Origin of the sequence: Oligosphaera ethanolica (assembly GCF_030814695.1) — a bacterium.
Taxonomy (GTDB): Bacteria; Verrucomicrobiota; Lentisphaeria; order Oligosphaerales; family Oligosphaeraceae; genus Oligosphaera; species Oligosphaera ethanolica.
The window spans coordinates 1,603,330-1,616,977 of sequence record NZ_JAUSVL010000001.1 but is presented as its reverse complement, the minus strand read 5'-3'; the positions used below and the strand labels follow the sequence as shown (position 1 = coordinate 1,616,977).

Below are 13,648 nucleotides of genomic sequence, written 5' to 3'. Positions count from 1 at the left end.
CGATCGTTTGTCGTGATAGAATGTTTAACTTTCATCGGGAGAACAACAATGATATTTCGCCGACTTTGCTTATTGTCGTTACTTGCCACGTCCTGGTTGTTTGCGCAGACCTTGCCGGAGCCGATTTTTCGTGCGGGCGATCGCTGGGCGGCTGTTGGCGACAGCATCACGCATGGCGGTGGCTATCATTCCTACGTCTATCTCTACTATGTCACCCGCTATCCAGAGCAGAAATTCACCATGACCAACGCCGGCATTTCCGGTGATTCCGCCGCTGGTGCGGTCGGTCGCTATGATTGGGACATCAAACCCTTCGCGCCGACCGTGGCTAGCATTATGCTTGGCATGAATGACGTCGGTCGCGGCCAGTACAGCGACAAGCCCGATACGCCGGAAATGGCCGAGCGCAAAAAAGGCGCCATCGACCGGCACGCGGCGTCCATGGCCACGCTGGCACAAAAACTGCGCGACGACCAGTGCCGGCTGATTTTCATCACGCCGTCCATTTTCGACCAGACGTCGACCATGGACAAGCCCAATAACTTCGGGGTCAATGACGCCCTGGGTATCTGTGGACAGAAGGCTCGCGAGCTGGCCGCCAAGCACGACGGTCGCGTGGTGGATTTCCATGGCGCCATGAGCGCCCTTAATGCCAAAGTCCAGCAAGGCGATCCTGCGGCGACGATTGTCGGCGGCGATCGCGTGCATCCCGGTGCGGCCGGCCATCTGGTCATGGCCTATTATTTCCTCAAGGATTGCGGCGCGCCCAAGGCGGTGACGCGCGTGGAGATTGACGCCGCGGCCAGTGCCGTGCGCAGCACGCTGAACTGCCAGGCGGATGGCCTGAGTTACATCGGCGGCGAAATGAAATTCAATTACTTGGCCAAGTCGCTGCCTTTCCCGATGCCCCCGGGCACCCAGCAGGCATTGGCCTGGCTGCCGGAGCTCTGGAATGATCTGTGCGAAGAACTGCTGGTCATCAAGGGACTGCCGGTAGGCGAATTCACCCTGCTGATTGACGACGCCGTCGTGGTGACGGCGGATCACGCGGCCTGGGCCGCCGGCGTCAATCTCGGCCAGCTGGAAAAGTCGCCCATGCTGCAACAAGCCGGCGAAGTCATGAAGCTCAATGATAAACGCCATTCTATCAGCAGCCGCTACCTGCGGAATTTCGCGATGTGGCGCCACGGCCTCAGCCGGGAAAAAGACCTCGATTTCAACGACTACGACGCCATGCTGGAACGCATCACCGCCAAGAATGCCGCCCGCACCAGCAACCAGGGCTATCACAATGCCATGGCCAAAGTCTATGCCGAACACAAGCCCCGCGAGGCCGAATACATCAAGCAGTCGCAGGAGCTGACCGACGAGATGTGGGCGAAAGCCAAACCATTGCCCCGACGCATGCTCCTGCGTCCCGCGCAAGCCGACGACAAGAAGTGACGACGAGGTAGGCGACAGGGGCCGAAAAGGATTTGACGGCCCCGGAGGCATTCGACCGCACTCGACCGCAATCGACCGCAATCGACGGCAATCGACCGCAATCGACGGCAATCGACCGCAATCGACAGCACTCGGCAGCAATCGACCGCACTCGGCAGCAATCGACCGCAATCGAGGGCATTCGACCGCAATCGACCGCAATCGACCGCAACCGCCCGCAATCGACCGCAATCGAGGGCATTCGACCGCAATCGACCGCAATCGACCGCAATCGGCCACGTCATCGCCATTCGTGTTTGGGGTAGCGCCGTGAGAGTTCTGAGCGCAGACGCGGGTAGTGCACTTCCCAGAAGCGCGGCAAGTCGTCAGTGATCTGCACGGTACGCATATTTGGCGCGAGGATATCCAGCAGGAGTTTGGCGCGACCGCCGGCGATGTTCAGCGCCTCGCTTTTGAGGTCGTAGAGGTCCTGGATGCGGGCGCGGCCTTTTGCGGGCAGTCCGGGGCGATATTCGATACGCATGCGGCGCCCCTTGGGGAGCATGATCTGGGCGGGCGCCATTTGGTCTACGAATTGCCGGTCCTGCGGGCTGAGTTGCTGGCGGGCGGCTTCCAGGCAGCTCTTGGCTTTGACGGCGCGGAAGGAGTATTCGCCTGCGCAGAGGCGGCGGTGGATGGCCTGGCGGTCCTGCTCACTGTAGGTTGGCAGTTGGCGTTCCGGGAAGATTTCGGCCAGCCAGCGGACGCGGGCAATCCAGGCTTCGACGTCGTCGTCCCAGCCGGGGAGGGCGAGTTTGCCTTCGTCCAGGCGCTGGGCGATGACCTCGGCGGCGACGGTGACGTCGGGCTGCTGGCGGATGCTTTCCTCCATGAGCAGCCCCAGGCAGGACAGTGTGCGGCGGCTGACAACCTGCTGGAGCTTTTCGTCCCAGCTGATGTCATCGCTGTCCACCCACTCGTCGGGGAAGAATTCCCACAGCCACTCTTCACGGCAGCCTGAGGCCAGGCCGATGCTGAGCTTGCTGCTTTGCAGGCCGCTGCTGGCGATGCCTTCGCGGATTTCGGCGACGATGAGTAACGGCTCGTCCCTGGCGACGCTGTCCTTGCTGAGCTCGGCGTAGCGGCCATCGGCAAGGAGGCAGAGCAGGGTGCCAGCGTCGCGGCGTTTGGCGATGCGGTCTGGGAAAGCGCGGAGGAGACACTGCAGGAAGGCGATTTCGCGGCCTTCTTCGTCGCGAGTCGGCCACGATGCCCGCTGCGCCAGGCGGCTGTACTCGCCGGCATCGCGCCAGACATCGCGGGCGGCGCCGGCATGGATGCCCAGTGACTGGCAGGTCTCCAGGTCGAAGCGGCCGTCGCGCGCGGCGTCAAGGAGTCCAAAGAGGGTGAAGAAATCGGATTGTGGCAGGGCCTCGGCGCGGCTGAGTTGGCGAGCGTCCTGCCGGCGCTGGCGGCGTTGCTCGCCGCCGCCGCTGCGGCCGGTGATCAGTGGTCGGCCGGCGATGATGGCCGCCGCCAGGGCGCAGTGGCCGAAGCAGCCGGCCTGTGCGCCCAGCCACATCAGCATGGACAATCGCGGGTGGGCGGGGAAGGGCAGCAGCTGGCGACCGAGATCGCTGAGGCCGCCGTGGTTCTTACGCAGTATTCCCAGTTCTTCCAGTAGTCGCTGGGCGCCGGTGATTGCCCGTTCGGGCGGTGCTTCAAACCAGGGAAAGGCCGCTGGGGCATGAAAGCCGAAGGCGTTACTGAGCATGAGGGTTTCGGCTAGGTCCACGCGTTGGATTTCCGGCAGGCTGCGTGACGGCTTGGCGTTGTGCTCGAGCTCCGACCAAAGGCGCCAGCAGCTTCCGGGTGCCTCACGGCCGGCGCGGCCGGCGCGCTGGTCGGCAGAGTCGCGGGCGATGGGGCGCGTTTCGAGCATATTGACGCCGCGCACGGCGTCGTAGCGGTTGCTGCGGGCCTGGCCGCTGTCGATGACGATACGCACGCCGGGTATGGTCAGCGAGGTCTCGGCGATATTTGTGGCGATGATGATTTTACGCTTGTCGGCCGGAGCCATGACTTGGTGCTGCTCTTCTGGTGGCATTTCGCCGTAGAGCGGGAGGACGCTGACGCTGGCGGCGCCGCAGAGCCGCCGGCATTCGTCCGCAGTCTGACGGATTTCATAGACGCCGGGCATGAAAATGAGGATGTCGCCGATTTCGCCGCTGGCGATGATCTGCCGGGCGGCCATGGCGGCGGCGCTGGTGACAGGCTGTCGCGGCGCGGGCGGCAGGTAGCTGGTCGTCACCGGGTAGCAGCGGCCATCGGCGTGGATGTGCGGGCAGCCATCGAGGTAGGCCTGGAGGGGCTCGGCGACGATGGTCGCCGACATTACCACCAGACGCAGATCCGGCCGGTAGCACTGCCGGCATTCACGGGCCAGGGCCAGGCCGAGGTCGACATGGAGGCTGCGTTCGTGAAACTCGTCGAAGATAATGGCACCGATGCCGCGCAGGGCGCGGTCGCCTTGCAGCATGCGTGGCAGTATGCCCTCGGTGATGAAAAGAATGCGTGTGTCGGCACCGTGACAGCGCTCGAAGCGGGTCTGGTAGCCGACCAGGCCACCCGGCTTCTCACCCAGCTCTTCGGCGACCCGTTCGGCAAGCATGCGCGCGGCCAGGCGCCGCGGCTGCAGTACCAGTATGCGCTCGCCAGCCGGCAGCAAGGGCAGCATCATGCGCGGGATCTGCGTGGACTTACCGGAACCCGTCGGCGCCGTCAGCACAACCTGCCCCGACGCGCGCAGCGCCGCCAGAAAACTCGCTTCGATGTCGTAGATGGGCAGACGGGGCATGGGGCTTTCTTTTTTCGCAGACGGAGCGGCTGGCTTTTTCGCGGATCCGTCTGGTCTTCTGTCTTCTTCGCGGATCCGTCCGATCAGCGAAGTCGTCGGTGCGGGCTTACTTGCCGGCCTTGATTTCGTCCCAGAGCTTGGTGTACTTGCCGAGGTTTTCGCCGAGGTCGAGGGTGAATTTCGATTTGGCGAAGATTTCCGGGTCGATGAACACGGCCGGGTTGTTGCGGACGTCATCGCTGAGCAGGGGATAGGCGTCTTTGTTGGGGCAGCAGTAGAAGACGTGTTCGGTGTTGGCGGCGGCGATGTCGGGTCGATGGATGAAATCGAGGAATTGATAGGCCAGGTCACTGTTGCTGGCGTTGCTGGGGATGGCCAGCATGTCGCAGCAGAGCAGGCAGCCGTCCTTGGGAATGGTGAAGGACACGTGGGGATTTTCGTCAACGACCTGCATGAGGTCGCCGGAATAGCCCATGACGACGTAGAATTCGTTGGAGGCGATGCCGTTTTTGTACTGCTCGTTTTCAAATTTGGCGATATTTGCGCGCCAGGTCATGACCAGTTCGCGGGCCTTGGCGAGGTCTTCGTCGTTGGTGCTGTTGGCGTCAAGACCGAGGGCGCAGAGGGCGGCGCCGATGACTTCGCGCATATCGTCCAGCAGGGTCATGCGGCCTTTGAAGTCGCTACGGGCGAAGACCTGCCAGTCGGGTGGGTTGTCTAGTTTGGTGTTGTTGTAGCCGATGCCGGTGTAGCTCATCATGTAGGGGATGGCGTGTTGGCAGTCGGGGTCGGGCAGCATCTTGACCACTTCGGGGTCGAGGTGTTTGAAGGTGCCCAGGCGGCTTTTGTCCAGTTCCAGGAGCATGTTGTCCTTGACCAGCGAGGCGATGATGTAGTGGCTGGGGACGATCACGTCGTAGCCGGTCGCGCCAGCCTGGAGTTTGGCTAGGAGCGCCTCGTTGGAATCAAAAGTGTCGTACACCACCCGGCACTTGAACTCTTTCTCGAACTGCTTGATGACGTCGGGGCTGAAGTAGTCCGCCCAACTGTATAAATGCAGGGTGGCCTTGCTTTTGCCGCAGCCACAGAGACAAAACGCCACAATCAGGCCGCACAGGAGACTCATGCTCATTTTCATTGCCGGGGGGTCCTTATCATTGATCGGATTGAGTGGAAAAATGCGAAACAACAAATTTACTCCGCAATGGTCACCGGAGCAAACAGCAATCAGCAAGAAGCCCACCGAGTCCACTGGGTCTACCGAGTCCACTGGGTCCACCAAGTCCACTGGGTCTACCGAGTCCACTGGGTCCACCAAGTCCACTGGGTCCACCAAGTCCACTGGGTCCACCGAGTCCACTGGGTCCACCGAGTCCACTGGGTCCACCGAGTCCACTGGGTCCACCGAGTCCACTGGGTTTTCACGGTGGCAAAAGGCCCTACGCAGCATTAGATTACAACGCGTTTTTTTGGGGCCGATGGCGGTCGCACCCGCTGCGTCTGGTTCGTCGCTCCGCACGTTTTTTCCCCAGCGACTGCTCTCGGCGCGTTTGCCGTGAGCGGCGGCAGTACCCGTTTTCGTGTTCGGCACAGGCATTAGGAGAAGCACATGGATTACGTCTCAGAGCTCAAGAAACTCCAGCGCAAACATGATTTTTTCATCGGTTTCGACAGCGACGGCTGCATTTTCGACACCATGGAGATCAAGCAGAAAGAGTGTTTCTGCCCGGCTTTCATCAAGCATTTCGGTCTGCAGGCCGCCAGCAAGTACGCGCGTGAAGTGTGGCTGTTTGTCAATCTGTACTCCAAAACCCGTGGCTGCAACCGCTATCTGGCCGTGCAGCGCGCCCTGCAGCTGATAGGCGAGTGGTCGGTGTTTATCGCGCGTGACATCTACATGACGAACATTCCGTCGCTGGACGCGTGGATCAAGGAAGAGAGCAAGCTGGGCATACCGGCGTTGAAGGCCAAAGTCGCCGCCAGTGGCGACGAGGCGCTGGCGAAGATCCTCGCCTGGTCGCTTGAGGTCGATGTCCGCATCAAGGACATGGTTTTCGGCGTGCCGCCATTCCCGGGCGTTCGCGAGAGCCTCGCGCAGCTCCAGGGCAAAGCCGACATGATCGTGGTCAGCCAGACGCCCGTCGAAGCGCTGACACGCGAATGGGAAGAACACCACATTGACCACTACGTCGATTTCATCGCGGGACAGGAAGCCGGCACCAAGACTGAGCATCTGACACTCGCTGCCAAAGACAAATACCCGGCGGAAAAAATTCTCATGATTGGCGACGCTCCCGGCGACTTCAAGGCCGCCAAGGGCAACGCCGCGCTGTTCTTCCCGGTCATTCCCGGCGAAGAAGAGAAATCCTGGGAGCGTTTCCACCAGGAAGCCATTGGCAAATTTTTTGCCGGGACTTTCGCCGGCGCCTACCAGCAGGAGCTGTTGGCTGAATTTGACCGTGCGCTGCCTGAGCATCCCAGCTGGTCGTAAGCGCCGTCGCTCTTCTTTTTATATCCTGACTCTCCCGCAACCATAGCAACGCAAAGCAAGGACATCGCAATGAGCAAAGCAGACATCGGTTTGATCGGCCTGGCCGTCATGGGCGAAAACCTCATCCTCAACATGGAAAGCAAGGGCTTCACCGTCGCTTGCTTCAACCGCACCGTGAGCAAAGTCGACGACTTTCTCAACGATCGCGCCAAGGGCAAGAACATCATTGGCGCCCATAGCATCGACGAGCTGATTGCCAACCTCAAACGCCCGCACAAAATCATGCTGATGGTCAAGGCCGGGCAGGCCGTCGATGACTTCATTGAGCTGCTCATTCCCAAACTCCAGCCCGGCGATATCATTATCGATGGCGGCAACAGTCATTTCCCTGACACCACTCGCCGCACCCAGTACTTGGAAAGCAAGGGCCTGCTCTACATCGGCACCGGCGTGTCCGGCGGCGAAGAGGGCGCCTTGACCGGCCCGAGCATGATGCCCGGCGGCTCGCCTGCCGCTTGGCCGCACGTGAAGGACATTTTCCAGACTATCTGCGCGCATACCGACGCCGGCGAGCCCTGCTGTGACTGGGTCGGCGAAAATGGCGCCGGCCACTTTGTCAAGATGGTCCACAACGGCATCGAGTACGGCGATATGCAGATGATCTGCGAGAGCTACCACATGATGAAGTCCATCGGCCTCAGCAACGAGGAGATGCACAAGGTCCTCAGCGACTGGAACGATGGCGAACTCAACTCGTACCTCATCGAAATCACCCGCGACATCCTCGGCTACAAGAACGAAGAAGGCCAGGCCGTCGTTGATCTCATCCTTGATACCGCCGGCCAGAAAGGCACCGGCAAATGGACGGCCATCGCCGCCCTTGACGCCGGCATGCCCCTGACTCTGATCGGCGAGGCCGTCTTCGCCCGCTGTCTCTCCGCCATCAAAGACGAACGCGTCATGGCCAGCGGCATCCTCAAAGGCGTGGTCAAGCCCTTCAGCGGCTGCCGTGACCAACTCATCAACGATCTGCGCAAGGCCCTCTACGCCGCCAAGATCGTTTCCTACGCGCAGGGCTACCAGCTCATGATGGCTGCCGCCAAGGAATACGGCTGGAAACTCAACTACGGCGGCATCGCCTTGATGTGGCGCGGTGGCTGCATCATCCGCTCGCTCTTCCTCGGCCGCATCAAAGAGGCCTTCGATCGCGATCCTGAACTCAAAAACCTCCTCGTTGACCCCTTCTTCAAGGACGTCATGGACTCTTCGCAGGAATCCTGGCGCCGCGTCGCCGTCGCCGCCATCGAAACCGGCGTGCCCATGCCCTGCATCAGCTCGGCGCTGAGCTATTTCGACGGCTATCGCTGCGACCGCCTGCCCGCCAATCTCCTCCAAGCCCAGCGCGACTACTTCGGCGCCCATACCTACGAACGCGTTGACAAGCCCCGCGGCCAATTCTTCCACACCAACTGGACCGGCCACGGCGGCAATACCACCGCCAATACCTACGTGGTGTAATTCTACGCCCTGGATGACGCGATACGCGGCGCCATGCGCTGCGCATCACGGCAAGGGGGACGTAGGGGACGTAGAGGACGTAGGGGACGTAGAGGACGTAGAGGACGTAGGGGAAGTAGGGGACGTAGGGGACGTAGAGGACGTAGAGGACGTAGGGGACGTAGAGGACCTATGACCTGAAGATTCTCGATTTCGCTGGCCTGCGGCGCTCCCCTCGCTTCGGAAAAAAGTCCTGCTGGCCGGTTGCCGAACTGGCCATGGGGCGTTATCTTAACGGGCTCCGCCGCATCAATGGTCTTTTACCATATCCATACAGCGCCGCTCGGTGGCGCCGTGCAGCCAGAGAAACAAGGAATACTATCATGAAGAGAACATTTCAACCGCACAGTCTGCATCGCAAGCGCAAGTTGGGTTTCCGCGCTCGTATGGCCACCAAAAATGGCCGCCGGGTCTTGGCCAATCGTCGCCGCAAAGGCCGTGTTCGCCTGGCGTTGTGAGGACAGCTGATGGACGCATTGCCCAGCACGAGGGCGAGCAAGCGCAACCCGGCCTTTGGCTCCGCTGCCCGGCTGCGTCAGCAAAAGCAATTTGCGACCATGCGTGCCGCAGGCCGGCGATATGCCGGTGTCACCTGCGTCCTGGTTGTCTTGAAAACGCCGCCTGACGGAATGCGCAAGGCGGCGTTTTTGATTTCCCGGCGTTACAGCCATCTCGCCGTTGTGCGCAATCGGGCGCGGCGACTGTTCCGGGAAGTCTATCGGCAGATTTACGAGCAGCTGCCGCCATCGTGGCTGTTGTTCATTCCCCGGCAGCGCCTGCGGGACGCGGGCCTGGCGGACGTCCTCAAGGATGTCGACGAGCAAGCACGGAAAGCCGGCCTGTTCACGGTCGCGCCGGCGCCAACGGATCATGACTCCGAGCCCAGTACAACATTGGATGCGTGACGCTCTGGTCGCGCTGATTGCCTTCTATCGGCGCTACTTGAGCGGCCTGAAGCCGGCCTGCTGCCGCTTCCAGCCCAGCTGTTCGGAGTATGGCATGGTGGCCATTCGCCGCTATGGCGCCTGCAAAGGCACGGGATTGCTCCTTTGGCGTCTCGCGCGCTGCCAGCCTTTCTACCACGGGCCGGTCTATGACCCCGTGCCCGATCTTAAGCATTAAACATAGAGATAAACGTATCAGACGCGAAGGACCGCCGCAGCCGAAACACCCAGGCCGCGGCAGACGAACGGTAAGCATGAAATACGACAAAGTGACCATTCTCGGCGTGGCCGGCTGCGTGCTGGCCTTCATCCTGCTGATGTATTTGGCGCCGCGGCCGCAACTGCCGCCACCCGCAAGCAACAGTGACCAGCAGACCACCGTCCTGCCTGATATGACACCGCCCGCCGGCGCTGCCGCCACGGCTGCCACCGACGGCACCACGCCCGCCGATCCCGCAGCGCCCGCCGATCCCGCCGGCGCTGCCGCGGTTGCCGCGCCGGTTGTGGCTTCGCCTGCCGGTGTTCCCGGTGCGCCGCGGCTCTGGCCCGATGCCGCCGGCGTGCCGCTGCCCTTGATTCGCCCCGGCGAAAGCGTGGCCAGCATTGACAGTCTGGGCGGCGGCATGACTCGCGTCGTCCTCGAAAATTATTTTCAGGACAAGCCTCGGCGCGGCGATGCCGAGCCCAGCTCGGTCGTTCTTGGCAATCACGACGCCCCTTTTCTGGCCTTGGATGCCAGTGCTGCCGGTCTGTCCTTCAATGGCGCCCAGGCCGAGAACGCCAATGGCGACGTGCAGCTCAGCCGGACCAGCCTTGATGGCCGCCTGACTCTCACCGAAACCTGGTCGGCTGATCCCGACAACAGCTACCAGTATCGCTATACTCTGCGCATCCGCAATCTCACTGACAGCGCCATCACCCTCGACGGGTTGCTGCTCGAAGGCGGCTCGCTGCCGCCGTCTATCTCGCCGGACCGCAAGGCCGGGCGCGGCGAGTCTTCCGGTGGCGCCGCTGTCAGCGTTCAGGGCGAAAAGCACGCGCGCATGCTCGGCATGAAGGACCTGGTGAAAATGAGTCCTGTCGACCGGCAGCAGCTCTTGCAGACGCCGGTGGCGTGGACGGCCGTGCACTCCAAGTACTTTCTCTTCCACATCTGGCAGAGCAGCGGCCTCTTCGCCGGCGTTGACGCCGCCACCGCGCCGTCCGCACACCAGGAAGGCGTTCCCACTGAGCAGCACGGCCGGTATCGCCTGCGCCTGCGCCTGCCTGCGGTCGAGCTGCCGCCTGCCGGCGACCAGGAATGGACCTTCAATGCCTACGCCGGCCCCAAGAACTTCAAGCGCCTGCACGCGCTGGGCAATGGTGTCGATACCATCATGGAGATGGACCGCTTCTTCTTCTTCCGGCCGGCCTGGATGGGCTTCCTCAGCCGCATGCTGCTGGAGGGCATGGTGTGGATCAGCGGGCTCTTCCCGCCCAGCATCGGCTATGGCATGGGCGTGATCTGCCTGACCCTGCTGGTCAAGCTGCTCTTTTGGCCACTCACCCACAAAAGCACCGTGTCCATGCGCAAAATGCAGGCTCTGCAGCCGCAACTCAAGGAATTGCGCGAAAAGTACAAGGATGATGCCCAAAAGATGTACCGCAAGCAGCAGGAGCTGTTCAAGGAAAACAAGGTCAGTCAGCTTGGTGGCTGTCTGCCCATGCTGCTGCAGATTCCCGTCTTCTTCGCCCTCTTCAACACCTTCCGCAACGCTGTCGAACTGCGGCACGCCGGCTTCCTCTGGGCCGCCGACCTGTCGCTGCCAGATACTCTGGCCTTCTCGCCGGACTTCCTACCCATCCGCCCCTTCGCCATCCTGATGGGCGCAACCATGTACTGGCAGCAGAAGATGACGCCGTCGGCCGACCCCAACCAGGCCAAGATGATGAACATGATGTCGCTCTTCTTTATCGTGCTATTCTATGGCATGCCGTCGGCGCTCACCCTCTACATGGCCGTCAATTACCTGCTCACGATTGGCCAGACTGTCATCACCCGCAAAATGGAAAAGACCAGCCCCGTGCCTGCCGTGGCCAAATAACCCGATCTTCCCTGCCATTCACATAGTCCGTCTGCCTTTTGAAGGAGAAGCTGTTATCATGTTGGAAAAGACACAACAAGAAAAAGCGCAACAGGTCCTGAGCGAACTCCTGCGGCTGCTGGGGACGACCGCGCAAGTCCTTTGTCTGGAACAGGACGACGACTTCCGGCTGTCCGTGCAGTCCGAAGAGGCCGGTCGGCTTATCGGCCGCAAAGGGCAGACCCTCGAGAGCCTCGAACTCATCCTCAATCGCATCCTGCGCTGCCAGCACAATAACGACGAGAGTCTGCCGTGGGTGCCCGTCGAGGTCGATGGCTACAGCGTTACCCGCCGCGGCAACGGCGACGCCGGCCGCAGCGGCGGCCACGAGGGCGGCGGTAACCGGCCGGACCCCGCCCGCATGGAGGGCATCGCCCGCGACGCCGCCAAGGAAGTCAAGCGCTGGCGCAGCCCCCGACAGGTCGGGCCCTTTACCCCCGCCGAACGCCGCCTGGTCCACCTGACCCTGCGCGATGATCCCGAAGTCGAAACCATCAGCGATGAACAGGCCGACGCTAACGGCTGCAAACGCATTACCATCCGTCTCAAAGACAACGCGTGACGAGCGCCTGCCGCCTGCCGCCGACGCGGCGGGTTGCGTTTTCCCGCAGGCCATTGTATAACATAGACAGCGCGCAGTGAAGAGGCCCGCAGGGCCGATCGGCAAAGGAGCCAAGCTATGGTCAATCCGCAAATCAAGGCTTTTATGGAAGCCCAGGGCTTCGAGGCCCTGACCTTCAATGACGTCTCCATGGAAACGCGCTATGCCGACTTTCTGCCTGCGGAGGCGAGCATTGTCAGTCAGTTTTCCCGCAATATCACCCTCAATGCGCCCTTTGTCAGCGCCGCCATGGACACCGTGACCGAGAGCGGCATGGCCATTGAAATGGCCAAGCTGGGCGGCATTGGCGTCATCCACAAGAATCTGCAGCCGGCCGTGCAGGCCGAGCAGGCCGCCAAGGTCAAGCAGTACCTCCACGGCCTCATCCAGAAACCCATCGTCTTCCATCAAAACCTCAAGGTCGCTGACCTGCTGCGCACCAAGGACGAACAGCACTATACCTTCAGCGGCTTCCCCATCGTCGATGACAGCGACCGCCTGGTCGGCATCCTGACCTCCCGCGACGTCAAGTACCTTACTGACTACAACATCACCGTCGCTGACGCTATGACCCGCAACCTCGTCGTTGGCACGGCCAACACCGACATGACCGAGGCCTTTGAAATCATGCGCAAGAACAAGGTCGGCAAACTCCCCATCGTCGACCGCGAAGGCCGCCTCTGCGGTCTCTACAGTTTCCACGACGTGCGTACCCTGCTCAAAAACATTGAGCCCAACTACAACCGCGATGCCCGCCACCGCCTGCGCGTCGCCGCTGCTGTCGGTCCCTATGACGACGAACGCATCGCCGCCCTGGTCGCCGCCGAAGTGGACGCGCTGGTCCTGGATACTGCTCACGGCTATTCCAAGGGTGTCATCGAGACCCTCAAACAACTCAAGAAGGACTACCCGCAGGTCGACGTCGTCGCCGGCAATGTCTGTACCGCCGAAGGCGCCGCCGCGCTCTACGAAGCCGGCGCGGACGGGGTGAAGGTCGGCATCGGCCCGGGGTCCATTTGCACCACCCGCGTCGTCGCTGGCGTCGGCATCCCCCAACTCACCGCCGTCTTCCAGGCCAACGAAGCCATCAAGGACCGCATTCCCATCATCGCCGATGGCGGCATCGCCCACTCCGGCGACGTGGCCAAGGCCATCGCGGTCGGCGCCAGCTGCGTCATGATGGGCTCCGCCCTGGCCGGCACCGAGGAGTGCCCCGGCGAGCGCATCCTGCACCAGGGCCGCACCTACGTCATCTATCGCGGCATGGGTAGCCTGGACGCCATGCGCAAGGGCAAGGGCAGCCGGGAACGCTACGGCGTCAGTGCCGAATGCGCCACCGAAAAACTCGTGCCGCAGGGCATCGAAGGCATGATCCCCTACCGCGGCTCGGTGTCCGAAGTGCTCAACCAGTACATCGGCGGTCTGCGCTTTTCCCTGGGCTACTGCGGCGCCCGCACCATTGCCGCTCTGCAGGAAAACGCCCGCTTCGTCCGCGTCAGCTCGGCCGGCCTCCATGAAGCCCACCCGCACGACGTCATCGTCCAGAAAGACGCCCCGAATTATCGCGCGACTTGATGCATCGCGGAGTTGCTTAAAGCTGCCTGAATCGCCCGAACAGTCAACGTCATACCCCGACGGGGGAGAAAGGACCGG

General features: G+C 61.9%; 11 protein-coding genes. 9 read left to right on the top strand and 2 right to left on the bottom strand.

Annotated features, from left to right (window positions below; all coding sequences use genetic code 11):
- Positions 1-48: 48 nt before the first annotated feature.
- On the top strand, positions 49-1,443 hold the full coding sequence (locus J3R75_RS05365; protein ID WP_307260342.1) for an SGNH/GDSL hydrolase family protein: 1,395 nt from the start codon (positions 49-51) through the stop codon (positions 1,441-1,443).
- A gap of 280 nt (positions 1,444-1,723) precedes the next feature.
- On the opposite strand, the gene hrpB is transcribed toward J3R75_RS05365, so the two are convergent.
- Positions 1,724-4,279, bottom strand: coding sequence for an ATP-dependent helicase HrpB (gene hrpB / locus J3R75_RS05360; protein ID WP_307260341.1), 2,556 nt, complete (start codon positions 4,277-4,279; stop codon positions 1,724-1,726).
- Between the two features lie 106 nt (positions 4,280-4,385).
- Complete coding sequence (locus J3R75_RS05355; RefSeq protein ID WP_307260340.1) at positions 4,386-5,417, bottom strand: ABC transporter substrate-binding protein; 1,032 nt, start codon at positions 5,415-5,417, stop codon at positions 4,386-4,388.
- A 471-nt stretch (positions 5,418-5,888) separates the two neighbouring features.
- Here J3R75_RS05355 and J3R75_RS05350 point away from each other — a divergent pair, with 471 nt between their 5' ends.
- The 8 genes from J3R75_RS05350 to guaB all read left to right on the top strand — a co-directional run bounded on the left by J3R75_RS05350 (position 5,889) and on the right by guaB (position 13,570).
- Positions 5,889-6,770, top strand: a complete 882-nt coding sequence (locus J3R75_RS05350; RefSeq protein ID WP_307260339.1) for an HAD family hydrolase — start codon at positions 5,889-5,891, stop codon at positions 6,768-6,770.
- Positions 6,771-6,839: 69 nt separating this feature from the next.
- Complete coding sequence (gnd, locus tag J3R75_RS05345) at positions 6,840-8,288, top strand: decarboxylating NADP(+)-dependent phosphogluconate dehydrogenase (protein ID WP_307260338.1); 1,449 nt, start codon at positions 6,840-6,842, stop codon at positions 8,286-8,288.
- A 362-nt stretch (positions 8,289-8,650) separates the two neighbouring features.
- Entirely contained in the window at positions 8,651-8,785 is a 135-nt protein-coding gene (gene rpmH / locus J3R75_RS05340) for a 50S ribosomal protein L34 (RefSeq protein ID WP_307260337.1), read from the top strand.
- Between the two features lie 9 nt (positions 8,786-8,794).
- On the top strand, positions 8,795-9,232 hold the full coding sequence (gene rnpA / locus J3R75_RS05335; RefSeq protein WP_307260336.1) for a ribonuclease P protein component: 438 nt from the start codon (positions 8,795-8,797) through the stop codon (positions 9,230-9,232).
- A complete protein-coding gene (yidD, locus tag J3R75_RS05330) occupies positions 9,225-9,449 on the top strand; it encodes a membrane protein insertion efficiency factor YidD (protein ID WP_307260335.1) in 225 nt (74 codons plus the stop codon). Before rnpA ends, yidD begins: the two co-directional genes overlap by 8 nt.
- Before the next feature lie 76 nt (positions 9,450-9,525).
- The gene (locus J3R75_RS05325; protein WP_307260334.1) at positions 9,526-11,355 is read left to right on the top strand and encodes a YidC/Oxa1 family insertase periplasmic-domain containing protein; all 1,830 of its coding nucleotides are present in this window, start codon (positions 9,526-9,528) and stop codon (positions 11,353-11,355) included.
- A 58-nt stretch (positions 11,356-11,413) separates the two neighbouring features.
- On the top strand, positions 11,414-11,956 hold the full coding sequence (locus J3R75_RS05320) for a Jag family protein (RefSeq protein WP_307260333.1): 543 nt from the start codon (positions 11,414-11,416) through the stop codon (positions 11,954-11,956).
- Positions 11,957-12,073: 117 nt separating this feature from the next.
- Positions 12,074-13,570: an IMP dehydrogenase gene (gene guaB / locus J3R75_RS05315; protein ID WP_307260332.1), complete on the top strand. Its 1,497-nt coding sequence runs from the start codon at positions 12,074-12,076 to the stop codon at positions 13,568-13,570.
- The last annotated feature ends 78 nt before the right edge of the window (positions 13,571-13,648 follow it).